Raw genomic sequence first — 21,264 nt, forward strand, 5'->3', positions numbered from 1 at the left:
TCAAATACTTAGTGCGAGGGCAAAAGTAGCTGGTTTTGAATCAGCATGAACAATTCGCTGTTTGGGTCGGCAATGCTGTCGCAAATGCTCAGGTGGTCAGCATTAACCTGCAGCGGTGGGTTCAAACCCCAGTGCGAAGCAAGGTAGGCGCTTTGCTCTTTAAATGCATCTGTTTCTTTGGTACCGAAAGCTAGGTGCACAGGAATGGTGGGCTTGGGCATCAGTGCCGGGCTTACCATGCGAGTGCGTTTTTGATTCAGCTTCAAGTCTTTTTGAATGAATGGCGTGTGCACCAAGGGGCTCAAATCGTAAATGCCAGAAATCGCGACAACCGACTTCACCAGGTCTTGGGGCAGGTCAGAAGCCCACAGTGGCCAGAATGCCAAGGCACTCATCACACCCAGGTGGCCGCCAGCGGAATGACCGCATACAACAATTTGATTGGCATCAAAACCAAAGCGGTCGGCCTGACGATACAACCACTCAATGCCACGTAGAGTTTGGCGTACGCTGTCTTCAATCGTAACGCGGGGTATGAGGCCATAGTTCAGCAAAGCCACAGAATAGCCGCGTGCCACATAAGGCTTGGCCAAAAAGGTGAAGTCGTATTTGTCCAGCGAGCGCCAGTAGCCACCGTGAATGTATATCAACAGGGGCTTACCGGGTTTGCCGGGAATAACGTCAACTGTTTCTGCTTCCGATTCACCGAAATACTGATTCCAAAAACCATCCAGATCAAAACGCGCATAGCGTGACTGTTCGGCCCAGCGGGCAAAGGTTTTTGGGTGGTCGGGCAAATAAGAGCGAACGTTGTACTGGCTTTCAAGCCAATCTACATCGGGTAGGTTCTCGCCACTCTGGGCTTTCGTGTCGGCCATATGGCAGTGAAAATGTGATTGTTTGGGTTAGTGGGCAGAATAATTTCGTGACACAACATACCGTAAAGGGACCAAAAAGTCCAATTTTCATGCAATTTCGCCGCTGCTTAAACACACTGGCAATAATTTTGTGCTTACAATGAAAAGTTCAGCGTTTCAAGCGCTGGCTGGCCCAGAATGCAAGCGCCGCAAACGCCAGCACCGTTGCAGCCATGGGCAAAGCGGTGTTGTCATGCACCAAGGAAACAGCCCAACTGGCCATGCCCCCCAGGCCAAATTGTGCACAACCATACAAGGCAGAAGCTGCCCCCGCGTTTTTCGGGTGCTTGCCAAGCAACTGAGCAGTGGTGTTCGGTGCCACAAACCCCAACGAACCCACGCACACCAGAAAACCAAGCACCATTAACACCAAATTCCAATCGGCTGAACCGCCGCCGAACGCGCTTACCAATACCAACACTGCGCCCAGCAAACCCAAGCCCGAACCCAGTTTGATCAAGGGCGTGGTACCAGTGCGTTTTACCAGACGGGTGGACAAATAACCAAATAGGATCAGCGCAAGAATGTTGGAGCCAAACAGCAAGGCATAGGTCTTTTCGCTTAACCCAAAAAATTCGATGTACACAAAGGGCGTACCTGTGATGTAGGCAAACATGGCAGCGAAATGGCCTCCACCCGCAAAAATCAGCATGCGTGCGCTTGGGTGGTTCCAAACTGTCCGGTAACCTTGAAAGGCCTGCTTGATCGATGTTTGGCTGCGCACCGTGCTTAGTGTCTCCGGCAGCAAAAGGTAGGCCCCCACTGTACAGGCCACGCCGAACAAGGCCAGTGCCAGAAATTCATAACGCCAGCTGCCCAGTTCAAGGATATAAGCGCCCAGCAGCGGTGCAATCATTGGGGCCAATGAGGTCACCATGGCAATCATGGCCATGACGCGGGCTGAATCGGTTTCACCAAACAGATCGCGCACCACTGCGCGTGAAATGACTGCCGCAGCGCCACCACCAAATGCCTGAATTAATCTGAACCAAAGCAGTTGTTCTATGGTTTGTGCAAGCATGCAGGCCACACTGGCCAGCACAAACACACTGGTGCCAGCAAATATCATGCGCCTGCGCCCAAAGCGATCTGATAGCGGCCCGTAAAACAGCATGCCCAATGCGAAACCTGCCAGAAACACCGTCACGGTTTGCTGAACCTGGCCTGAAGTGGCTTGCAGTTCAATGCCTATTGCAGCAAGGCTGGGCAAGTACAGGTCAATCGCCAGCGGTGCGAATGCTGCCAGTGCGGCCAGCAAGAAAAACATGGGGCGGTTGATCAAGGCGGTAGTCCGGGTTTGGGAGAATCGGCATTGTACGCTTTGCGCGGCGCAGGATTCGGGAAGGCATTGAACAGAGTTACACTTCGATTTCATGCATAGGCGTACACATTACACACCGAAGGAATTTCTTGAAATGAGCATCAGGCAACTGAGTGAAGAGGTCGCTGTGTGCGGCCAAATTAGTACGAGCGATCTGGAAGCAATTGCTGAACTGGGTTTCAAAACCATTGTGAACAACCGCCCCGACCACGAAGTGGGTCCGCAGCACGCGCATGCTGAAATTGAGGCCAAAGCCAAAAGCCTGGGTTTGGCCATTCACTATTTGCCCATGGAAGTGGGTCAACCCCCATCTGAAGTGTTGCTCGAGGATTTCAAACGCATTCTGGATTCCGCTGAAAAGCCCGTGCTGGCCTATTGCCGCAGTGGCAACAGGTCAGGCCAAATTTACATGGGTGCCTGCGCGCTGAAATAGTATTTCAGGAATCAGTGATTGCTTGCTGAGCCCGGTGCTTGTTGGGGGATGGCCATGGCCAGTTCCCTGATCATGCGGACTGTGTCCACGTCTGCTGCCCGGTATGCTTGTTTGCGTATTTCGTCGACATCGGCTGAAGAGGCTCCGGCCGGGTTGTCTGCATTGGGTGCATCGTTCACATGGTATTGAAACCGCAGCCACAATTCGTCTTGATTCGGTTCTTCAATTGAAATGGTCAACGTGCTGTCGCCGCAAAACCGGTTCGCTGCAATGTGGGTTTCCGTTCTGTCTTCCTCGAACAGCGCCATGGTGTCTTCAATCTGGAAGGGGCCGTAATTCAGCACCCGGGCCAATCTGGTCACATTGCCCTCCTGGCTGGTTTGCATGACTTGGGCATCTTCAAGGCCCAGCACAAAACGGGTTGGTTTCCAGGCGCGTGCAACCAAGCCAAACCAAAGTTGTTGTCGAGTCAACCAGTCAATGCCCGGTAAGTTGGGGTCATTGATCTGTACCAAATGTTCAAATTTCATGAAGGGGGTCCTGTGATACATCGTCAAGGTACTACAAAACGTTATTCCGATTCCACTTGCTACAACGGCGTGGTTTATCTGGTTGAAGTTCCCGCAGTAGAGGAAGGCAATATTCAGGTTCAAACGCAAAGCCTGTTGGGCAACCTGGAGAACGCGTTGGCTGCTGCAGGCACCGACAAAAGTCGCTTGCTGCAAGTACAAATATTCTTAACCGACATGGCCGATTACGACGGCTTTAACACGGTGTGGGATGCCTGGGTTCCAGAAGGCACAGCACCCTCGCGCGCTTGCATCGAGGCAAAGGGTTTGGCTCGCAAAGGCTGGAAAGTGGAGTTGGTAGTAAGCGCCGCTTTGGCTTGATGCCGTTTACCAACAGTTTGCGGTTATCGTTTAAGCAAATAAAGCCTTTGTTGCAGATTTTTCAACCCACCGCCATACATGCATGCATCGCGGCGCAATGGTCAAATCTGGGGTGCTCCAGCGGTGTGTGGCTTTGGTCGTGGTTAAAATGTTGGATACAAGCGTTCTACAGGGTCTAGAGATGACAACAGAAGAACAGGCGGCCCGTGTGGGCGTGTTCGATTCAGGTGTGGGAGGTTTGTCTGTGCTTCAGGCGTTGCTGACGCTTTTGCCTGAGGAGAAATTTGATTTTGTCGCAGATGAACGTTATTTGCCGTATGGCGACAAGCCCCAGCACGAAATCATCGAAAGAGTACTGTCCCTAAGCAACTGGCTGCGAAAGCAAGGCTGCAAGGCCATGGTAGTGGCCTGTAACACCGCCACAGCCGCGGGCGCAAGCCAGGCGCGCGCCATGCATGCAAACTGGCCGATTGTGGGTATTGAACCGGCTGTGAAGCCCGCCAGTTTGATGACTCAAACTGGTGTGGTCGGTATTCTGGCCACCACGAATACCGTGGCCAGCGAACGTTTTAAGACACTTGTTGAACGGTTTGATCCCTTGGCCCAGGTGATTGCACAACCCTGTCCTGGTTTGGTCCAGTTAATTGAAACCACGCCGATGCCGCACGCGGAAATTGAAGTGCTGTTGAAACCTGTGGTCGACGACCTGTTGCAAAAGCGCGCGGATGTCATTGTGCTGGGCTGCACGCATTACCCTTTCGTGGCCGACATCATTTCCCGCTTAGCGGGGCCGGGTGTTTCAGTCATAGAAACTGGCATGCCAGTGGCTCGGCAATTGAAGGCCCGACTGGAGTCCACTAATTCACTGAACACCCAGCTGAACGCTGAAAGCGATTTGGATCGTGTGCGGTTTTACACCACGGGCGATTCAGTCGATTTCAAGCGCAAGTTGCTTGCTTTGTTGGGGCCGGTTTGGGCCCAAGCCAATGTGGAAGAATTGATGGTTTAGTCCGGGTTGGCCATGGCCAGCAACTGCGCCACATGCACAAATTGCGACGGTGCAATCTCTTCGGCGCGGGCGGTCAATGCAATGCCTGCTTCCAAGGCAATTGATTCTGGAACCACATCCGCCCATGTATTGCGCAGCATTTTTCGGCGTTGTGAAAAGGCAGTGGCCACGACTCGGCCAAACAATGCATGTGGAATTCTTTCGCGCGTCTCGGCGTTTTTTGGCACCATGCGAACGATTGCCGACATGACACGCGGCGGTGGGTCGAAACATTCCGGTGGCACATCAAACAAATGATCCATGTCGTAATAGGCCTGCAGCATCACCGACAACCTTCCGTAGTCGCTGGTTTTGGGCGCAGCCACCATGCGGTCGATGACTTCTTTCTGGAGCATGAAGTGTTGGTCGATGACCTGGTCTGCCACGTCAAGCAGCGCGAATAAAATGGGGGAGGATATGTTGTAAGGCAGGTTGCCCACTACGCGAAAAGGCGCTTGCAGTTGCCGAAAATCAAATTTCAACACATCCACTTCATGCACGGTCAACTTGTCTTTCCATGCACCAGTTCGAAGTTTCTCTGCAAGGTCGCGATCGATTTCTATGACCTGCAGGTGATTGACTGCTTTGAGCAACCAAAAGGTTAAGGCGCCCAAACCGGGGCCAATTTCTACCAAATAGTCATCAGCGCGGGGGCGCATTTCGCCAATCAGGTTTGAAAGCACGCTTTGATCGGTCAAAAAATGTTGACCGAACCGCTTTCTTGCTTGGTGTTTCATTGCATATTCCTGCGGCACAAATCCATGTGGTGGGCGCATTCAATGGCTTCATTCAGGCTGCCAGCGTCCATGTCGCGGGTACCGGCAAGCGCAAGCGCTGTGCCGTGGTCTACCGAGGTACGCACAATAGGTAAGCCCAGTGAAACATTTACCCCTTGACCAAAGCTGGCGTGTTTCAGCACCGGTAATCCTTGGTCGTGGAACATGGCAAGCACGGCATCGCTGTTTTGCAGGTACTTGGGCTGAAAAAGTGTGTCGGCCGGATAGGGGCCTTGCACGTCATGTCCTTGCGCCTGTAGTGCCTGAATCACGGGTGAAATGGTGTCGATTTCTTCAGTGCCCAAATCACCTGACTCGCCTGCATGTGGGTTCAAGCCAGTGACCAGAATTTTAGGTTTGTCTAACTTCCAGTAAATGGCCAAATCTTTCAGCATGATCTGCAGAGTGCGTGTCAGCGATTCTTGAGTGATGGCCTGAGATACCTCGCGCAGCGGGATGTGCGTTGTGGCCAATGCCACTTTCATTTGGCCGCCCACCAGCATCATGACCACGTCACTTTGCTTGCAATGATGCGCTAAATATTCGGTGTGCCCTGCAAAGCCAGGCCAATGCGGGCTGATGGCAGATTTTTGGACGGGTGCCGTTACCATGGCCGCCGCTGTTCCAGCGAGGCAAGCATCACAAGCGGTGTCGAGCAATTTCAGCACGTAAGATGCGTTGGCTGGGTCGGGTTGACCAGTGGTGCAGGTCACATTCAATGGGTGATGAAACAGGTAATAACCGGGATCTTTAAGCAGCGTACAGACTGCCGGGTCAAGTGAATCTACCCGCTGCCATTCGGGTTCAATGCCTGCGTTGGCGGCGCGTTTTACCAACAAATCAGCATCGCCCAAAATGATGAAAGGGCGATTCAGTCTCCTTGCCTGGCTGGTTTCAGCCAGCAGGGCACACAACTCCGGCCCAATCCCGGCAGGTTCGCCGCTGGTAATCAGGATCGGCGGATTCGTGTTGCTTTGCATGCCTTGTCTTTAAAGACGTATATCAATGAAAGTGGAGTCGCGCAGTTGACGCAACCATTCCTGGTAGCTTTCTTCTGATTTGTTGGTGCGAATGGCTTGGCGTGCTGCCTGTCGTTGACGTTCTTCAGAGGCAGCCTGTTGGCGACGATCAACCACTTGAATAATGTGAAAACCGAAGCGACTTTGAAAAACCGGGCTGACCTCACCGGCTTGCAGCTGGTTCATCTCGCGTTCAAATTCAGGTACCGTGTCACCAGGGTAAAGCCAACCCAAGTCACCACCCTTGGAGGCGGATCCGTCTTGAGAAAAGCGTCTGGCGAGTGTTTCGAAATTGGCTGCTCCGCCGCGCAGTTGCTCTAGTGCAAAGTTCAATCTGCGCTGGGCTTCCGCATCAGTAAGGTCTGGACCCGGACGAATCAGAATGTGCCGGGCGCGGGTTTGTGTCACGGGTGTGGCGTCAAGTGCCGCGCCACTGTCGCGACGGCCAAGCACCTTTAGGACGTGAAAACCATTCGGGCTGCGGACAGTTTGCACTGCATTGGCTTGCCCTTTGGTCAAAAACTCAGTGAATAGCGTGGGTACAACGTCAAAACCCGTCCAGCCCATCTGACCTGTGCCCTCAATGGCCAATTCAGGGTTGGCTTGCACAATGATGTCCAAGGCCTGTCCGTCTTTTAGAGCTTTTTCCACAGCTTCTGCCTTGGACCTCGCCTGATTCAAGGTGCTACCACTGGCGTCGCTTGGGGCTTTCACCAGCAGCTGGATCCAGTTCACTTCGGGCTTGTTGGCCGCGGCCCCTCCCTGGCTTCTTGAGGCTAGAAAGTTTTGAATTTCTGCGTCAGAAACCTGGATACGCGCATCAACTTCACGTTCGCGTAGGCGCGCCAAAGTAATTTCACTGCGCACTTCTTCGCGAAAGCGGACGGGTGATACCCCTTCGGCCTGAAGGCGAGCCAGAAAGTCTTCGAGCGGCAGCCCGTTTTGATCTGCAACCCGAGCCATTGCCGCTTCGATTTGGGCATCCTCAATTCGAATGCCGACTTCCTCAGCCTTTTGCAACTGTGCCCGGTCCATGACCATGCGGTCCAGCACTTGTTTGCGCAATTCGGTGCGGTCGGGCAGCGGTGCACCCCGGCGGCTCATTTGGCGCTCAATCAGCGCCACTTGGCGGTTCAGTTCGCTGCGGGTAATGATGTCTGTGTTCACCACAGCCACAATGCCGTCGATGGAAGATGCTTCCAAATTGCCGCTTGCGCCCAGCTCAACGCTCAGTTTGCCTGAGGGCAAGGTCGAGTTGCCCGCCGGTTTTAGGCCCTGCGCATGGGCTAGGCCCAAGGCGGAAATAGTGGTGGCTGCAAATAACCAGTGTTGGATTTGATTCATTTTTATTAACTTATCGGGTGGCTTGAGAAGAAGAGAAAGGTGTGTACCCGGGTACCTTTCTCGACAACAGGTCTGCTGGGTTTGAGCCCAGACGACCCAGTCCGTTCAATTCGAGTTGAACAAATAGCGAAGTTGTTTCCAGTTGTGGTGCTGTGGCAAACCGCTGTGCAATAAGACGCACCGCCCAGCAACTCTCGCTGTATTCCAGGCCAGCGACGCCTTCAATTAGGCGGTTGTCCAGCACGGAATAGTTTAATCGACCCACGCCGCTCCAGCGATCTGAAATGGGCCATTGACCAGAAACATCGAACTGATCAATTTGGGCGCGGGTGTAGCGATAACCCAGATTCAGCAGTTTGCCCTGCGAGGGCGTGTAACTCAGCGTGATGTTTCCGCGCTCGTGACGCCCTGTTTCAGCACTTAATTGAGAAGTCGCATCTACGAAAATGTTGTTGCTGATTCGCCCGCGCGCATTCGCAAAGAAGTCGGAATCGTTGTTGTTTGGTATTTCGAATCCCTGCAAAATTACGCGTGGCGCAGTCAAATTTAGCCTTTGACCGCCAGTAATACTGAACAGCTCTTCGCTGGTGCCAACGTCGTAAAACCGGCTTGTGACCGCCAGTGTGAGCTGGTTTGCATCGCCCACCCGGTCCAGGCCGGAGTATCGGTTCTCGGCAAATATCCGGCTAAGACTTTGATCAGTCACCGACGTGTCAAAAATTGGTTGGTCAGACTGGTCTTTGAATGGCGTGTAGAGGTAAAAGATTCTCGGTTCAAGCGTTTGATTAACGCTGCGACCAAAAAAGCTGGTCTTCCTGTCGAAATACACTGTGCTGTCGAGCGAAACCGTTGGGATTACACTGCCGGGGGCAGCCGGCATGCCTGGAGTTTGGCCTTGCAAATCATAGGTTGTGGATTGAACCGACAGGGCTGGTGTAAATGAAAACGCAGATCGCTGGATTGGCATGAATACGCGTGCCCGGCTTACGCCCCGAGCGCCTTCAACTCGAGCCGGCGCCGATGACGGCCTTGCGAAATCGGTGTATTGGCCGCTGACCGATACAAATGCATTGGCGCTGCCGATGCGGGTTGGTGCCAATTCAATTGTGGCTTCAGGCAGTCGATCATAGGGTTCTGCGATAATGTCGTTGAACAGCTGAAGTGTTTGGTGGGCAACGGTGCGAACATTGGCGCTCCAATTCTTTTGCCGATAAGAAACAAACCCTTCCTGCACCAAAATACGCTGAGAAGCCACCGCCTGAGTGCGCGAGAAGTCGACGAAATAGTTGTCGTCTGAGACCTGATTAAAGTTCACACCCGCGTAAAAAGGTCCTTTCTCGTATTTGTGCAGCAGTGAAAGCGCTGTCCGATCGGTGCCTGTTTTTTCATCGCTGGGCAGGTAGTCGTATTTAAATTCACCCTGATTGTTGGTGCTTAGATAACGTGCCTGCGTGCCCAGTTGAAAACCGCGGCCCGATATTACCTTTGGAAACAGGGTGAGGTCTTTGTCCGGCGCAATGTTCAGGTAGTAAGGTGTGGTCACTTCCAGGCCGCTGTTGGAAACCGTGCCAAACGAGGGAGGCAGGAATCCGCTTTTGCGTCGATCCGTTGTCGGAAAAGAGAAGTAAGGCGCACCGAGAATCGGCACATCCTTGAATATTACCTTTGCACCTCGGGCACGGCCCACCTCAGAAGCCTGATCAATTTCAAGCGAATCGGCGGTGATATACCAATCGCCTTGGTCCGCAGCACCCGGGTTTGGAACTTCGCATACCGTGTAGTTCGGGTTTTCAAGGGTCAAAGTTGAAATGCCATCGTACTGCATGCTGTCGGCCCGGCCCTTGCCGTTGATTTCTTTCAACTCGAAGGTGGGTTTGGTCATTTGGCTTTCGCCTGTACCCAGCTTCACTGACCCTTCCGGAGCCCGCAAGATCATGTTTTCTTGTTCGATGATCAGGTTGCCCTTCGCCGTGGCGCGGTCAGTAATGGGCGAGTAATTGATCGAGTCGCTAAAAAGTTTTAATTGATTGCGCCGAACTTCTACATTGCCTTCAAGGAATGTTTCTTCGGCGCTGTTGCCGTAAAGCCTATCGGCCGAAATGTACGTGGACTCGTCTTCGGGTATTGGTGTACTTACGCCCATTAACCCGCCATCAATTTTCAGGCGCGCCGGCGATTGGACCTTTGGTTGCTCTGCTGGCGGGGTTTGCGCCAGCGCAGGCGCGCCCAGGCAGAACAGCGCCAAGGCGATGGCTGTGGGGCGGGTCGGCACTGGGTGCACTTGCGATAAATTTTTGCTTTTCTTCAAGCTGGGCATGCACTCAAATAGGTGGCGGGTCAATCAAGCACCGTTGGATCCTACTATTATAGGCAACTAACTACAAATTAAAGAGATTGGACGGTTTGATGAGCGCCTTGCGTCAAGAAATGTTGAAAAAATGGCTGGCTGGCCTTTCCAAATTTGAATTTGATCTGGATACGCTGCAGGCCGCATCAAGCGATGCAAGCTTTCGAAGGTATTTTCGAGTTAGCGAATCCAATGCAGCACGCACCTTGATCGTGATGGACGCACCCCCTGAAAAAGAAGATGTGCGCCCGTTCGTGCGTGTGGCCGAACTGTTGCGCCAAGGTGGGGCCAATGCCCCCGGGGTATTGGCGCAGAATGCGGACGAGGGGTTTTTGCTGCTGCAAGATTTCGGCAACACCACCATGTTGCAGGGTTTACACGCCCAGCCAACGCAAACGGATGCTTTTTACATTCGCGCCATTCAAGACCTTGTGAACATGCAGGCCAATACGCCCACCAAGGGTTTGCCAGCCTACGGGGCCGACAAGTTGTTGCAGGAAATGAACCTGTTTGATGAGTGGTACGTGGGCCGCCACTACGGTGCCGAACTAACTGACCAGGAGCGCAATTGGCTGGACAGTATTAAAGGCATGTTGATTCAAAGCGCCCTGGCCGAGCCCCAGGTGTTTGTTCATCGCGACTACCACAGCCGCAATTTGATGTTGACCAGCGCGGCGGGTGATGCGCCACAGTTCGGTGTTCTTGATTTTCAAGATGCAGTGAAAGGGCCCCTGAGCTACGACCTGGTCAGTATTTTGCGCGATGCTTACATTGAATGGCCCGAAGCACAAACTTTGGATTGGACCGTGCGCTACTGGGAAGCATCTCGAAAAGCGGGCTTGCCAATCTGTGAAGACCCCGGCGAGTTTTACCGCCAATTCGACTTCATGGGCTTGCAACGCCACCTAAAAATTCTGGGAATTTTTGCCCGCTTGAACCACCGCGATGGCAAAGCCCAATACCTGAACGACCTGCCCATGGTGTTGCGCTATGTGCGCTTGGTGGCGGGGCGCTACATTGCCTTCAAGCCTTTGTTGCTGCTGCTTGATCGCCTTGAAAACAAGGCGGTGAAAGTGGGATTCACTTTTTAAATGAAGGCCATGATATTGGCGGCCGGTCGTGGCGAACGCATGCGCCCGCTGACTGACCACTGCCCCAAGCCTTTGTTGCCAGCGGGTGGCAAGCCCTTGTTGCAGTGGCACATTGAAGCCCTTGCAGCGGCTGGTATTCATGACATCGTGGTTAACCACGCGCATTTGGGCCAACAGATTGAAGACCATTTCGGCGATGGGTCTGCCTTGGGCGTACAGCTAGGCTATTCCGCTGAAGCAACCGCCCTCGAAACTGCGGGGGGCATCCGCAAAGCACTGCCGTTGTTGGGCAACAAGCCATTCTTGGTGATCAATGGCGATGTGGCCTGTGAATGGCCTGTGCCGCAGGCGGTACAAATTGCAGATGCGTGGCGGGTAGGGCAATTGGCCCACTTGGTGATGGTGCACAACCCGGTGCACAATCTGCAAGGGGATTTCGCTTTGGAAAACGGTTTGGTGAAGCAGCCCGGGCAAGGTGAAACAGCGTTTACTTTTTCAGGCATTGGCGTGTATCACCCCGATTTGTTTGAAGACATAGAAATCGGCCAGGTGGCCAAACTTGCGCCCCTGTTGCGTGAAGCCATGTCAGCAGGCAAAGTACAAGGTGAGTTGTTTACAGGTTTCTGGATGGACATTGGCACCCCGGAAAGGCTTGAAGAGCTCAACCAACGATTGAATTCAGGAAGGACGAATTAGTATGAGCAGGTACCCCACCCACAACCCCTTGATCTACGCCAAGCGCCGTGAACAGTTGGCCCGCCGATTGAAAAAAATGGGCGGTGGCGTTGCGCTGGTGCAGTCGGGCATGGAAGTGATGCGCAATCGCGATGCCGATTATGCCTTTCGATCCGACAGCTATTTTTACTACCTGACCGGCTTTCCGGAACCCGAAGCGTGTTTGGCCTTGGTGGTGCCACCGAATGGTGACCCGCGCGCCGTGCTGTTTTGTCGCGATAAAAACGAAGAGCGCGAAATTTGGGAAGGTTTCCGCTTTGGCCCGAAGGCAGCGCAATCGGCGTTCGGCATGCATGAAGCGCACAGCATTGAGGACCTAGAGGAGCACTTGATTGACAAACTGGCCAATCAGCCTGCTGTATTTTTAAGGCTGGGTGAAGACGACAGCCTGGAAGCGGCGGTGGCCGATGTGTTGAAAAGCCTGCGTGCCAAAGCACGCATGGGTATCTCTGCGCCACATGCAGTGCTTGATTTAAGCCACTCACTCGATGAAATGCGCTTGATCAAAGACAAAACTGAAATCGACATCATGCGCCGCGCGGCCAGCGTTTCGGCGCAAGCTCACATTGCTGCCATGCAGGTGTGCCATCCGGGGAAATTCGAATTTGAAGTGGAAGCGGAATTGCTGTACCAATTCCGTAAAAATGGATCTGAAGCGCCCGCGTATGGATCAATTGTTGCATCTGGGGCCAATGCCTGCGTACTGCACTACCGTGCCAACGATGCAAAAATGCGCGATGGCGATTTGCTGTTAATCGACGCGGGTTGTGAGATGGACTGTTATGCGTCTGACATCACCCGCACTTTCCCGGTGAACGGCCAGTTCAGCAAGGCCCAGCAAGCGGTGTATGAAGTGGTGCTGAATGCCCAATACGCCGCCATTGATGCCACCAAGCCAGGTGCGCGTTTCAATGATCCGCACGATGCGGCGGTGAAAGTGTTGGCCCAGGGTTTGATCGACTTGAAGTTGTTGAAAACCGGGCTGAACGAGGCCATTGAAAGTGGCGCTTACAAACGTTTTTATATGCACCGCACCAGCCATTGGTTGGGCATGGATGTTCACGATTGCGGCAGTTACCGCGACCCCGCCGCAAAGCCCGAAGATGGCGTAGCGCCCCACACAAGCCGCAAACTGGAAGCCGGTATGGTGCTGACCATTGAGCCTGGCCTGTACATTCGCCCCGGCAAAGGCGTGCCCAAGCAGTTTGAAAACATTGGCATTCGCATTGAAGACGACGCCTTGGTGACCCAAAAAGGGTGCGATATTTACACCGCTGACGCCCCAAAAACCGTAAGCGAAATACACGCCACCATGAAAGCGCACAAAAAATCGAGCAGCAAGGCAGCCTGAAAAAGACATGACATCGCACACTGACTTTGACGTGGCCATTGTGGGCGCGGGCCCCGTGGGTTTGGCCTTTGCCGGTTGGCTTGCCCAAACCTGGGGCGAGCGCGCCAATCGCATCGCGATATTCGATGCACAACCGCTGGACGCCTCAACACGCGACCCCCGCATTCTTGCGCTTTCCGATGCCACGCGGTTGCGCTTGGCAAGCCTGGGCTTCCCAGCCGATGCAACACCCATTCATCACATTCATGTGTCTGAACAATCCCGGTTTGGGCAAGTGCGCATGAAGGCCGACGAACTGGGCTTGCGTGCTTTGGGCTGGACAGTGCGTTATGGTGACTTGGTGAACTGTCTGGCTGAATCTTTGCAGCGCCGGGGCGTGAAAATTTATCGGCCTGCCAGTGTCAAGTACGCCCATCGCAGTGCCGTAGATTCTCTGGAAGTACTCGAGCTTGAAGATGGCACTGAGTTCACAGTGAACTTGCGCGTTGACGCGGAGGGCGGTTTGTACGGTGAGGCGGGCGAGCGCGACCAGGTTGTGGATTACGACCAATGGGCTCTGGTCAGTGAGCTTGTTTTGAAGGTTGAGCCCGGTCTGCTGGCGGGCAACAACACACTGGCTTTTGAACGATTTACATCCGAAGGGCCATTGGCCTTGCTGCCAATTTCCACAGATCAACGCCGGTATTCGCTGGTGTGGTGCGCGCCACTACAGGCAGTGCAGCGCCGTTTGGATTGTACAGAACAGCAATTTGCCGGTGAACTGCGCCAGCAGTTTGGCCGGCGTGTTTCCATTGAGCAAATTGGGCCCAGAAAATCTTTTCCGTTGGGCATGAATTGGCGCGACAAACTGGTGCAGGGCAGGCGCGTGGCAATTGGCAATGCAGCACAAATATTGCACCCTGTGGCCGGGCAGGGTTTGAATTTGGGCTTGCGCGATGCAGTGCAGCTTTGCCGCAGCATCGACCCTGCCACTGTTGCACAGGAACATCGCTTGTGCGCCGCCTTGGGGGAATTTGAGAAATCCAGGGTGGCTGACAGGCAGGTGGTGGTTAAAATGACAGACTGGATGGTGAAAGGATTTTCCAATCACAACCCCTTGCTGGGCGCGGGCCGTCAAATGGCGCTGAATGTGATGGAATTCACACCACCGCTGCGCAAGCAGTTTGCTGAACTGATGCTGTTTGGTCTGGCCGTTTAATCTGGAGCGTTTTACCCATGTGGTCTGCTGACTTATTGCGAGCCCGTTTTGCAATGGCCGATTTGGCTTGGCAGCCCGAGCCCCTTGAGGAACGTTTTTTTAAAGACCGCGAACCCGCAGATGCAGCGGTGTTGGTCCCTTTGGTTCAGCGTGATGAAGGTTTGCACGTATTGCTGACCCTGCGCACAGCGCACCTGAATGACCACGCCGGACAAATCAGTTTTCCCGGTGGGCGCTGCGAACCTCAAGACGGTCACCCCATAGAAACTGCGCTGCGTGAAACTGTCGAGGAAACTGGTTTGGCCCGCGAGTTCATCGAGGTTTTGGGCACCATGCCTGTATACCAAACTGCAACCAATTTTTTGGTGACACCTGTGGTCGCACTGGTGCAGCCGGGCTTCGAATTGCAGCCCGATGCATTCGAGGTGCAGGAGGTGTTTGAGGTGCCTCTTTCTTTCCTGATGGATTCTGACAACCACCAACAACGCAGCTTACACACGCCGATTGGGGAGCGCACATTTTATGCAATGCCGTATGATTCTCCGGTCAGCGGCAAGAACTATTTCATTTGGGGCGCTACTGCGGCCATGCTTCGAAACCTTTACCACTTTTTGCACGCCAAGGTGTAAATCGTGTCCTATCTTGCCCTGCTTGTCGCGGTTGTCTGTGAAACCCTCTTGCCAGATGGCTTGTTCACGCGTGCGCGCAATTGGGTAGACCGTTTCAATCAAGAACTTGAAATAGACCTCGAAGCGCTTGGCGCACCCGGGTATGTTCATTTGCAATGGCTTGCCCCCCTGGTTGTCTGGTTGCTGGGTGTGTACTTCTTGTATCAAGTGTTGTGGGTTGTGTCGCCAATTGCTGCAGGTGGCTTCAGTGTTTTGCTGATGTTGTACGGCTTGCGGTTCAGGCATTTTGCTGTGGTGTTTACCAATGCGCAGCTGTTCTTGAACCAGGGCGACTTTTTCCGCGCCCGTGAACTACTGCTCGATTGGATGAAAGAATACGATGGGGTTGAACATGTTATTCATCGCCCAGGCGAATTGGTGTTTCATGCCATTTACCATGGCGCTGAGCGGGCACTGAGGCAATATTTCGGTCTGTTCTTCTGGTTTTTGGTGCTGCCTGGCCCCTTGGGGTTGGTCGTGTATTTGATGGTGCATTGGAGCGTCATTCGCGAGCGAGACATGTGGCACATGAAAGCCTTTGCTCAAGAACGCCCCACCATGCAGGAAGCCTGGGAATCTGGCAAATGGAAGGCCGCAATTAGCCCACGCTTTGTGTTGTATGCACTAGAGTGGTTGCCCGCTCGCCTGCTTGCCTTAACGGTGGGTTTGGTGTCGCAACTTGACGATACAGCCCTGGCTTGGCGTGCCGCAAAAAGTCAAAGCCGTTTTTCCAACCGCGCACCACTAACCGCCGTCTTTTTTACGGCTGTGGGCTTGGTGGGTGGTTCGGCGTTTGACCCAGCCAGCAGTGCAGCTGCTGAAGGGCAACAGATTAATCAGGAAACCCAGGTGCAAGCCTTGCAGCAATTCCGCCAACTGGTATTCAAATGTGCTGTGGTTTGGCTGGCGGTGGCTTTGTTATTTGCACTGCTGGGTTGGTTGCCAAGCAGTGCCATTTAAAAGCGCAATTCAATAGTTCTGACGGGCTTCTTCAAGCTCTGCTTTCAGCATTTGATACAACTCGTAACGCGCTGGGCTTAGGGTGCCATCTTCCAAACCGTTTTTTACTGCGCAGTCGGGCTCGCGTTTGTGCTGGCAGTTGGCAAAACGGCACTTGTTTCCTTCATCGCGCAGGTCTGAAAACGCATTCAACAAATCGGCTTCAGAAAGGTGGTGCAAACCAAACGCCTGAAAGCCCGGTGAGTCGATCAGTTCCAAACCTTGTTCACCAAAATGCATTTGCGTGTGCGTGGTGGTGTGTTTGCCTGCATTTAAGGCCATTGAAATTTCGTTGGTGGCCGCCAGTGCACCCGGAATCAACAAATTGATGAGTGTCGATTTGCCCATGCCCGATTGCCCCAAAATCAAGGTGCGTTTGCCTTCTAGCAGCGGGCGCAGCAGGCTTTCAGTTTCCTCGGGTTTTTCAGTCACGCTGATGTAATGAGTGGGCACGTCGCCCAAAGTCATTTCGAACAGCTCCTGCTCTACATCGCCCAACGTTTCCGGGTCACCTTCCAGAATATCGACTTTGTTGAACAGAATGGTTAGCGGTACATCGGCATGTTTGCAGGCAGTCAATGTGCGGCCTAACAGTTCCGGGGAATAGGGCGGGCTAACCGCCAGCATTAGTAAAACGCCGTCCAGATTGGCCGCAAACATTTTGCTTTTCAATGCATCCGATCGATACACCAAATTTTTGCGCGTTTGAATGTCTTCCACCCAGGCTTGTTTGTCGCCGCTGGGCAGAATCACAATTTCATCGCCCACAGCAACTTCACGCCGCTTGCCTTTGCCGTACACCTGCCAAATGGTGCCCGCTTCGTCGCGTGCCAAAAAGTGGCGGCCATAACTGGCCACCACCAAGGCATTCAACAGGTCGGGGCTGTGCGCATTCTTGCCATGGTGGCTGGCTGGTTTTGCCCGGTGAGTGTCGCGCACCTTGTTAAGAGATGAATCAGCCAATGTGTTTCAGCGCATCATCAAGTTTTGCGGCACAGGCCCAATCGTTGTCGGTAATGCCGTCGGCGCTGTGAGTAAACCATCGAACTTTCACACGGTTGAAGTTAAAGGTAACTTCCGGGTGGTGGTCTTCATCGTCAGCTAGATGGGTAATTGCGTGCACTGCAAGTTTCACGCCTTCAAAATTGGCGAAAGAATACTGTCGCCACAGTTCGCGGGCTTTCGCACCTTTTTCATCGAATTCAACTGACCAGTATTCAAATTCGTCGAGTTGCTGTTCAATTTCTTCAGGTGACCAGTCGTGCCCTTCGCCCAAGTGCTGGCAGGTAACTTGTAACCAGTCTGAAACGGGGCGTACGGGGTGGGGTGTGCTCATTGTGCGCCTTGCAAAGAATTCAGTCTGTTAATGCGAATGGAAGCCGGTGGGTGGCTGTCGTAAAACGCGGAGTGCAAGGGGTCGGGTGTCAGGGTTGATGCATTGTCTTGATACAACTTCACCAATGCGCTGACCAAGTGCTGGGGTGCGCTTTGCTGGGCTGCGTAGGCGTCGGCCTCGAATTCATGTTTGCGGCTCATCCACGACATCACTGGGCGAATCGGGAATGTGAAGTATGGCAACACCATCATGAACAGCACCAAGGCCATGGCCTGTGCACCATTGGCAAAATCCGGGTTCACACCCAGTTCAGTGAAAAACCAGGGTGTGTTGGCCAGCAGACCCAATACGAAAAACATCACAAGGCTACCGACACCTGAAAACACCAAGTGCTTCAAAATGTGTTTTTTCTTGAAGTGGCCGAGCTCATGCGCCAGTACCGCTTCAATTTGATCGTCATTCAAACGCGAAAGCAGGGTATCGAAAAACACAATGCGCTTGGCCTTGCCCATTCCACTGAAATAGGCATTGCCGTGGCTAGAGCGTTTGCTGCCGTCCATCACAAAAAGACCATTGGAATTAAAGCCACAACGCTGAAGCAAACTCAAAATTCGCTGGCGGGTTGCACCATCTTCCAGTGGGGTGAATTTATTGAATATGGGCGCAATTACTGTTGGGAACAGCCACATCAACAACAGGCTAAAGCCAAACCAAAGGGCCCAAGCGTAGATCCACCACTGCTGGCCTGCTTCGCGCATCAGGTAAAGCACTGCAAATATAAGCGGGCCGCCAATTAACGCACCGACCAGTAAACCTTTCAGCCAATCACCGACAAACAAACTTTTTTTCATGCGGTTAAAGCCAAAGCGTTCTTCGAGTACAAACTGTTTGTAATACGACAGGGGCAGGTCGATCACACTGCTGATCAAACCGACCACAGCAATGAGCAACAAGCCGGCCAGAATTCCTTCAGCACTGGTACTGGTGAAGCTTTGAATCCACTGCAACCCACCCAGCAAAGTAAATCCCATTAAAACAAGCACTTCGATGAACACATTGATCATGCCCAGGCGGGTTTTGGCGATGGAATAGTCTGCCGCTTTTTGGTGGTCTTGCAGGCTGATTTGGTCTCTGAATTCCGCAGGCACCTGTGCCCGGTTCATGGCAATGTGTCGCACTTGGCGGCTAGCCAAATACAGGCGAAGAGAAACGCTTAACACCACGGCCACAACAAATACTTCAGTAAAAACCATTTCCTGCTACCACCCTTGGATTAATTTGAATTCAGCTGCCTGTGAGACAATAGGCTGTCTAATAAATTCAACCTTCAGCACGCAGCCAAATTATGTCACAAGCCATGCCAAGTTCCACCCCCGATGAAATCAAGATTCCCCGCGATGACAATCGCCTGGTGTGGGTCGACATGGAAATGACAGGTCTGGACCCTTTCAATGACAAGGTCATTGAGGTGGCGGTGGTGGTAACCGACAGCGAATTGAATGTACTGGAAGAAGGCCCGGTGTTGGCGATTCATCAAGCCGACGACATTCTGGCTGGTATGGACGCCTGGAACACCAGCACCCACGGCAAATCGGGGCTGACGGCACGCGTGAAAGAATCAACGATTGATGAAGCGCAGGCTGAAGATTTATTGATTGAATTTCTGACCAAATACATTGGTCCTGGCAAAAGTCCCATGTGCGGCAACAGCATTTGCCAAGACCGCCGCTTCATGGCCAAGTACATGCCCAAACTTGAAGCCTACTTTCACTATCGCAACCTGGATGTGAGCACGCTGAAAGAATTGTGCAAGCGCTGGAACCCGACCACTGCGCGCAAGTTCATCAAGAAAACCAAACACACTGCCTTGGCAGACATTCACGAATCAATCGACGAACTGCGCTTTTACCGCGAGCATTTTATCGTTCCGCCCGAAGTGAAAGCTGATTCGGCAGCCTCGGCAGCGTAAGTCACTTTTCTTGCACTTCCCCGGTTCGGGCATACAAAAAGAAAAATTCATGGCGGTCTGAATTTCGATTGCCAGTCCAGACCAATTCCCAGCGTTCAGACGCCTTTGCCTCGAACTCAACCTTGATTTTCAGGCCTTGCCGCGTGTCATCCTGCAGCAGCAGGAAGTCACATTCCGCAGCTTCCTTAAACTGACCTTTGCGGGTGAAATCTACACTTGTGTGATATTGCAGGGTAGCCCTTTGCGCATAGCCCAAATTGTAGTCGGCTACACATCCCTTACCCGTTGTTTGCGGGTGGCCTGCCACTGCAACGGTAATTGATTCCCCCAAAGCTTTAAAACTTTTGGCGTAGTCAATTCTTGGAATCCACAGTGTCATCATCAACAGCCACAACAAGATGACGCCACCAGTGGTTAACACCATGGGGCGCCACAGTGCGCGGCTGCCCGATGCTGTGCGCCAAATAATCAGCTTGACCCAGGCAAAGCTGGCCATCAAGGCCAGGGCCAATTCCAGGCCAATTACATCGGGAACATAGCCTGGCGAAAGTTTCTCGAAATTTGAGGCAATTTTTGCTGGAAAACCAAATGTGGCGGCTGTCCAGCCCAACCACACCAACACGGCGGCAAAGGTAAACCACAGCACTGCAAACCAGTCGATCAGGCTGATCAACCCACGTTTCATGGTGGACAAGCCGATGGCCGCAAGCACTGAGAGAGGTGCCAGAAGGGGAAAGTAATTCGCTTCATCGGCCGGATTGGTGATGAAAAGCACCAGCACGCCCGCAAGTGCACCTGCCAATGGGATTCGAATGGATGGTTCGCTTAAGGCGTTGCGATAACGCCAAATTGTCCAGCAAGCCATAGGCAAGATTGGCCACAAAAACCAGGTCAGGGTTTTCAACGTGATCACCAAGTCTTCGAAGCCGAAAGACTTGGTGGGGTCAAGAATCAGAAAGCGCCGCACGTTCCATTCATTCCAGGCATTCCACCATATTTCACCGTTCTTTTGGCTCATTAGCCAAAAGAACCAAATGGCAAAGGGAATTGCGAACACCGTTGCAGCACGGGTCATTCGCCGAAGTAGACCAAAGCGCAATGAACTGTGGGTAGTCGAGCTTAGCAGCAGCATCAACAGGAAGGGCAACCAATGCGCCCAACCTCGTGCGAAGAAGGCAATTGCAATGCCTGCGCCAATCATCCAGCCCGCGCCGATTGGACGATCAAGAGAACGAACAGCGCCCAGCAACATGATTGAAATGCCTGCCAGTTCTGCCACTTCCGGCACTTGCATGTGTGAGCGCACCAACAGGCCAAGTGTGCCCAAAAAGCACAGCACCGAGGCATCCGCTACGGCGCGCGCATAGTCCACGCGGGTGGGTGCGGTGCCCAGTGGGTCTTCGGGTTGTAACTCGACGCGTTTGGCCAGGCGGTAGGTGGTGTTCCAGATAGCCCAGCCTGCCAAGATCATCCAGAATACATTGCCCATTCGCATGGCGTCGTCAAGCCAGTTGTAGGGTAGGTTCAAAGCCACGGCAAGCTTGCCTAACAAGCCTGAAAGCCAGGCTGACAACAAACCACCCTCCACATAAAGGCGATCGCCGATTGAAGACAGGGCCCATTCAGAAAATGGCAACTGGGTCAGTGTGAAGCTTTGTCCGAAGCCGGCGGCGTCGTCTGGTTTCCAAGGGCTGCGCGCAAACAGCCCCGGCAAAATGTAAAGCAGAATGAGGCCCCACAGGAGCCTGCGCGACAAACGGGTGTTGTTGGCTGCGGTAATGACCATATTCTTATTGTGTCCGTAAAAACAAAAGGCAGCCAG

General features: G+C 53.2%; 21 protein-coding genes. 10 read left to right on the forward strand and 11 right to left on the reverse strand.

Going from position 1 to position 21,264, the window contains the following annotated elements; all coding sequences use genetic code 11:
- Positions 1-8 precede the first annotated feature (8 nt).
- The gene (locus NSP04_RS06300) at positions 9-878 is read right to left on the reverse strand and encodes an alpha/beta hydrolase (RefSeq protein ID WP_257511494.1); all 870 of its coding nucleotides are present in this window, start codon (positions 876-878) and stop codon (positions 9-11) included.
- A gap of 148 nt (positions 879-1,026) precedes the next feature.
- Complete coding sequence (locus NSP04_RS06305) at positions 1,027-2,199, reverse strand: multidrug effflux MFS transporter (protein WP_257511495.1); 1,173 nt, start codon at positions 2,197-2,199, stop codon at positions 1,027-1,029.
- A 133-nt stretch (positions 2,200-2,332) separates the two neighbouring features.
- Between NSP04_RS06305 and NSP04_RS06310 the strand changes: the two genes are divergently transcribed.
- The gene (locus NSP04_RS06310; protein ID WP_257511496.1) at positions 2,333-2,671 is read left to right on the forward strand and encodes a protein tyrosine phosphatase family protein; all 339 of its coding nucleotides are present in this window, start codon (positions 2,333-2,335) and stop codon (positions 2,669-2,671) included.
- Between the two features lie 11 nt (positions 2,672-2,682).
- On the opposite strand, the gene NSP04_RS06315 is transcribed toward NSP04_RS06310, so the two are convergent.
- Positions 2,683-3,201: an SRPBCC family protein gene (locus NSP04_RS06315; protein WP_257511497.1), complete on the reverse strand. Its 519-nt coding sequence runs from the start codon at positions 3,199-3,201 to the stop codon at positions 2,683-2,685.
- Between the two features lie 12 nt (positions 3,202-3,213).
- Here NSP04_RS06315 and NSP04_RS06320 point away from each other — a divergent pair, with 12 nt between their 5' ends.
- Positions 3,214-3,561, forward strand: a complete 348-nt coding sequence (locus NSP04_RS06320) for a RidA family protein (RefSeq protein WP_257511498.1) — start codon at positions 3,214-3,216, stop codon at positions 3,559-3,561.
- 181 nt (positions 3,562-3,742) lie between these two features.
- Positions 3,743-4,570 (forward strand): glutamate racemase, encoded by an 828-nt coding sequence (gene murI, locus NSP04_RS06325; RefSeq protein ID WP_257511499.1) that lies wholly within the window; start codon positions 3,743-3,745, stop codon positions 4,568-4,570.
- Here murI and rsmA read toward each other — a convergent pair.
- From rsmA to NSP04_RS06345, 4 genes are read right to left on the reverse strand one after another with little or no spacing between them, the layout of a single operon-like run.
- Positions 4,567-5,346 (reverse strand): 16S rRNA (adenine(1518)-N(6)/adenine(1519)-N(6))-dimethyltransferase RsmA, encoded by a 780-nt coding sequence (rsmA, locus tag NSP04_RS06330; RefSeq protein WP_257511500.1) that lies wholly within the window; start codon positions 5,344-5,346, stop codon positions 4,567-4,569. The two genes, murI and rsmA, sit on opposite strands and share 4 nt — an antisense overlap.
- Complete coding sequence (gene pdxA / locus NSP04_RS06335) at positions 5,343-6,365, reverse strand: 4-hydroxythreonine-4-phosphate dehydrogenase PdxA (RefSeq protein WP_257511501.1); 1,023 nt, start codon at positions 6,363-6,365, stop codon at positions 5,343-5,345. The genes rsmA and pdxA overlap by 4 nt, the downstream gene beginning before the upstream one ends.
- A gap of 9 nt (positions 6,366-6,374) precedes the next feature.
- Positions 6,375-7,748: a peptidylprolyl isomerase gene (locus NSP04_RS06340; RefSeq protein ID WP_257511502.1), complete on the reverse strand. Its 1,374-nt coding sequence runs from the start codon at positions 7,746-7,748 to the stop codon at positions 6,375-6,377.
- Positions 7,749-7,758: 10 nt separating this feature from the next.
- Entirely contained in the window at positions 7,759-10,089 is a 2,331-nt protein-coding gene (locus tag NSP04_RS06345; RefSeq protein WP_257511503.1) for an LPS-assembly protein LptD, read from the reverse strand.
- 65 nt (positions 10,090-10,154) lie between these two features.
- Here NSP04_RS06345 and NSP04_RS06350 point away from each other — a divergent pair, with 65 nt between their 5' ends.
- The 6 genes from NSP04_RS06350 to NSP04_RS06375 are packed head-to-tail and all read left to right on the forward strand — an operon-like array spanning position 10,155 to position 16,098.
- Positions 10,155-11,186 (forward strand): aminoglycoside phosphotransferase family protein, encoded by a 1,032-nt coding sequence (locus NSP04_RS06350; RefSeq protein ID WP_257511504.1) that lies wholly within the window; start codon positions 10,155-10,157, stop codon positions 11,184-11,186.
- Positions 11,187-11,882, forward strand: a complete 696-nt coding sequence (murU, locus tag NSP04_RS06355; protein WP_257511505.1) for an N-acetylmuramate alpha-1-phosphate uridylyltransferase MurU — start codon at positions 11,187-11,189, stop codon at positions 11,880-11,882.
- Position 11,883: 1 nt separating this feature from the next.
- The gene (locus NSP04_RS06360) at positions 11,884-13,272 is read left to right on the forward strand and encodes an aminopeptidase P N-terminal domain-containing protein (RefSeq protein WP_257511506.1); all 1,389 of its coding nucleotides are present in this window, start codon (positions 11,884-11,886) and stop codon (positions 13,270-13,272) included.
- A gap of 7 nt (positions 13,273-13,279) precedes the next feature.
- The gene (locus NSP04_RS06365) at positions 13,280-14,470 is read left to right on the forward strand and encodes an FAD-dependent monooxygenase (RefSeq protein ID WP_257511507.1); all 1,191 of its coding nucleotides are present in this window, start codon (positions 13,280-13,282) and stop codon (positions 14,468-14,470) included.
- A gap of 17 nt (positions 14,471-14,487) precedes the next feature.
- Complete coding sequence (locus NSP04_RS06370; protein ID WP_257511508.1) at positions 14,488-15,099, forward strand: NUDIX hydrolase; 612 nt, start codon at positions 14,488-14,490, stop codon at positions 15,097-15,099.
- Positions 15,100-15,102: 3 nt separating this feature from the next.
- The gene (locus NSP04_RS06375) at positions 15,103-16,098 is read left to right on the forward strand and encodes a CobD/CbiB family protein (protein ID WP_257511509.1); all 996 of its coding nucleotides are present in this window, start codon (positions 15,103-15,105) and stop codon (positions 16,096-16,098) included.
- A 9-nt stretch (positions 16,099-16,107) separates the two neighbouring features.
- Here NSP04_RS06375 and rsgA read toward each other — a convergent pair whose 3' ends face one another.
- Genes rsgA through NSP04_RS06390 form a run of 3 tightly spaced genes read right to left on the reverse strand, consistent with a single transcriptional unit; the run spans position 16,108 to position 18,726 of the window.
- Positions 16,108-17,100: a ribosome small subunit-dependent GTPase A gene (gene rsgA / locus NSP04_RS06380; RefSeq protein WP_257511510.1), complete on the reverse strand. Its 993-nt coding sequence runs from the start codon at positions 17,098-17,100 to the stop codon at positions 16,108-16,110.
- Complete coding sequence (locus NSP04_RS06385) at positions 17,093-17,473, reverse strand: 4a-hydroxytetrahydrobiopterin dehydratase (RefSeq protein WP_257511511.1); 381 nt, start codon at positions 17,471-17,473, stop codon at positions 17,093-17,095. The genes rsgA and NSP04_RS06385 overlap by 8 nt, the downstream gene beginning before the upstream one ends.
- Positions 17,470-18,726: a M48 family metallopeptidase gene (locus NSP04_RS06390; protein ID WP_257511512.1), complete on the reverse strand. Its 1,257-nt coding sequence runs from the start codon at positions 18,724-18,726 to the stop codon at positions 17,470-17,472. Before NSP04_RS06390 ends, NSP04_RS06385 begins: the two co-directional genes overlap by 4 nt.
- A gap of 92 nt (positions 18,727-18,818) precedes the next feature.
- Here NSP04_RS06390 and orn point away from each other — a divergent pair, with 92 nt between their 5' ends.
- Positions 18,819-19,442 (forward strand): oligoribonuclease, encoded by a 624-nt coding sequence (gene orn / locus NSP04_RS06395; RefSeq protein ID WP_257511513.1) that lies wholly within the window; start codon positions 18,819-18,821, stop codon positions 19,440-19,442.
- A gap of 1 nt (position 19,443) precedes the next feature.
- Here the strand turns inward: orn and NSP04_RS06400 are convergent, their stop codons facing one another.
- Positions 19,444-21,228, reverse strand: a complete 1,785-nt coding sequence (locus NSP04_RS06400) for an ArnT family glycosyltransferase (protein WP_257511514.1) — start codon at positions 21,226-21,228, stop codon at positions 19,444-19,446.
- Between the last annotated feature and the right edge of the window lie 36 nt (positions 21,229-21,264).

The organism is Limnobacter parvus, assembly GCF_024623725.1.
Taxonomy (GTDB): Bacteria; Pseudomonadota; Gammaproteobacteria; order Burkholderiales; family Burkholderiaceae_B; genus Limnobacter; species Limnobacter parvus.

Bases quoted from the DNA above. Each gene is read 5' to 3' on its own strand.
- NSP04_RS06300 (WP_257511494.1), bottom strand. From the start codon at position 878: ATGGCCGACACGAAAGCCCAGAGTGGCGAGAACCTACCCGATGTAGAT.
- NSP04_RS06310 (WP_257511496.1), top strand. From the start codon at position 2,333: ATGAGCATCAGGCAACTGAGTGAAGAGGTCGCTGTGTGCGGCCAAATT.
- NSP04_RS06315 (WP_257511497.1), bottom strand. From the start codon at position 3,201: ATGAAATTTGAACATTTGGTACAGATCAATGACCCCAACTTACCGGGC.
- murI (WP_257511499.1), top strand. From the start codon at position 3,743: ATGACAACAGAAGAACAGGCGGCCCGTGTGGGCGTGTTCGATTCAGGT.
- rsmA (WP_257511500.1), bottom strand. From the start codon at position 5,346: ATGAAACACCAAGCAAGAAAGCGGTTCGGTCAACATTTTTTGACCGAT.
- pdxA (WP_257511501.1), bottom strand. From the start codon at position 6,365: ATGCAAAGCAACACGAATCCGCCGATCCTGATTACCAGCGGCGAACCT.
- NSP04_RS06340 (WP_257511502.1), bottom strand. From the start codon at position 7,748: ATGAATCAAATCCAACACTGGTTATTTGCAGCCACCACTATTTCCGCC.
- NSP04_RS06350 (WP_257511504.1), top strand. From the start codon at position 10,155: ATGAGCGCCTTGCGTCAAGAAATGTTGAAAAAATGGCTGGCTGGCCTT.
- murU (WP_257511505.1), top strand. From the start codon at position 11,187: ATGAAGGCCATGATATTGGCGGCCGGTCGTGGCGAACGCATGCGCCCG.
- NSP04_RS06360 (WP_257511506.1), top strand. From the start codon at position 11,884: ATGAGCAGGTACCCCACCCACAACCCCTTGATCTACGCCAAGCGCCGT.
- NSP04_RS06365 (WP_257511507.1), top strand. From the start codon at position 13,280: ATGACATCGCACACTGACTTTGACGTGGCCATTGTGGGCGCGGGCCCC.
- NSP04_RS06370 (WP_257511508.1), top strand. From the start codon at position 14,488: ATGTGGTCTGCTGACTTATTGCGAGCCCGTTTTGCAATGGCCGATTTG.
- NSP04_RS06385 (WP_257511511.1), bottom strand. From the start codon at position 17,473: ATGAGCACACCCCACCCCGTACGCCCCGTTTCAGACTGGTTACAAGTT.
- NSP04_RS06390 (WP_257511512.1), bottom strand. From the start codon at position 18,726: ATGGTTTTTACTGAAGTATTTGTTGTGGCCGTGGTGTTAAGCGTTTCT.
- orn (WP_257511513.1), top strand. From the start codon at position 18,819: ATGTCACAAGCCATGCCAAGTTCCACCCCCGATGAAATCAAGATTCCC.
- NSP04_RS06400 (WP_257511514.1), bottom strand. From the start codon at position 21,228: ATGGTCATTACCGCAGCCAACAACACCCGTTTGTCGCGCAGGCTCCTG.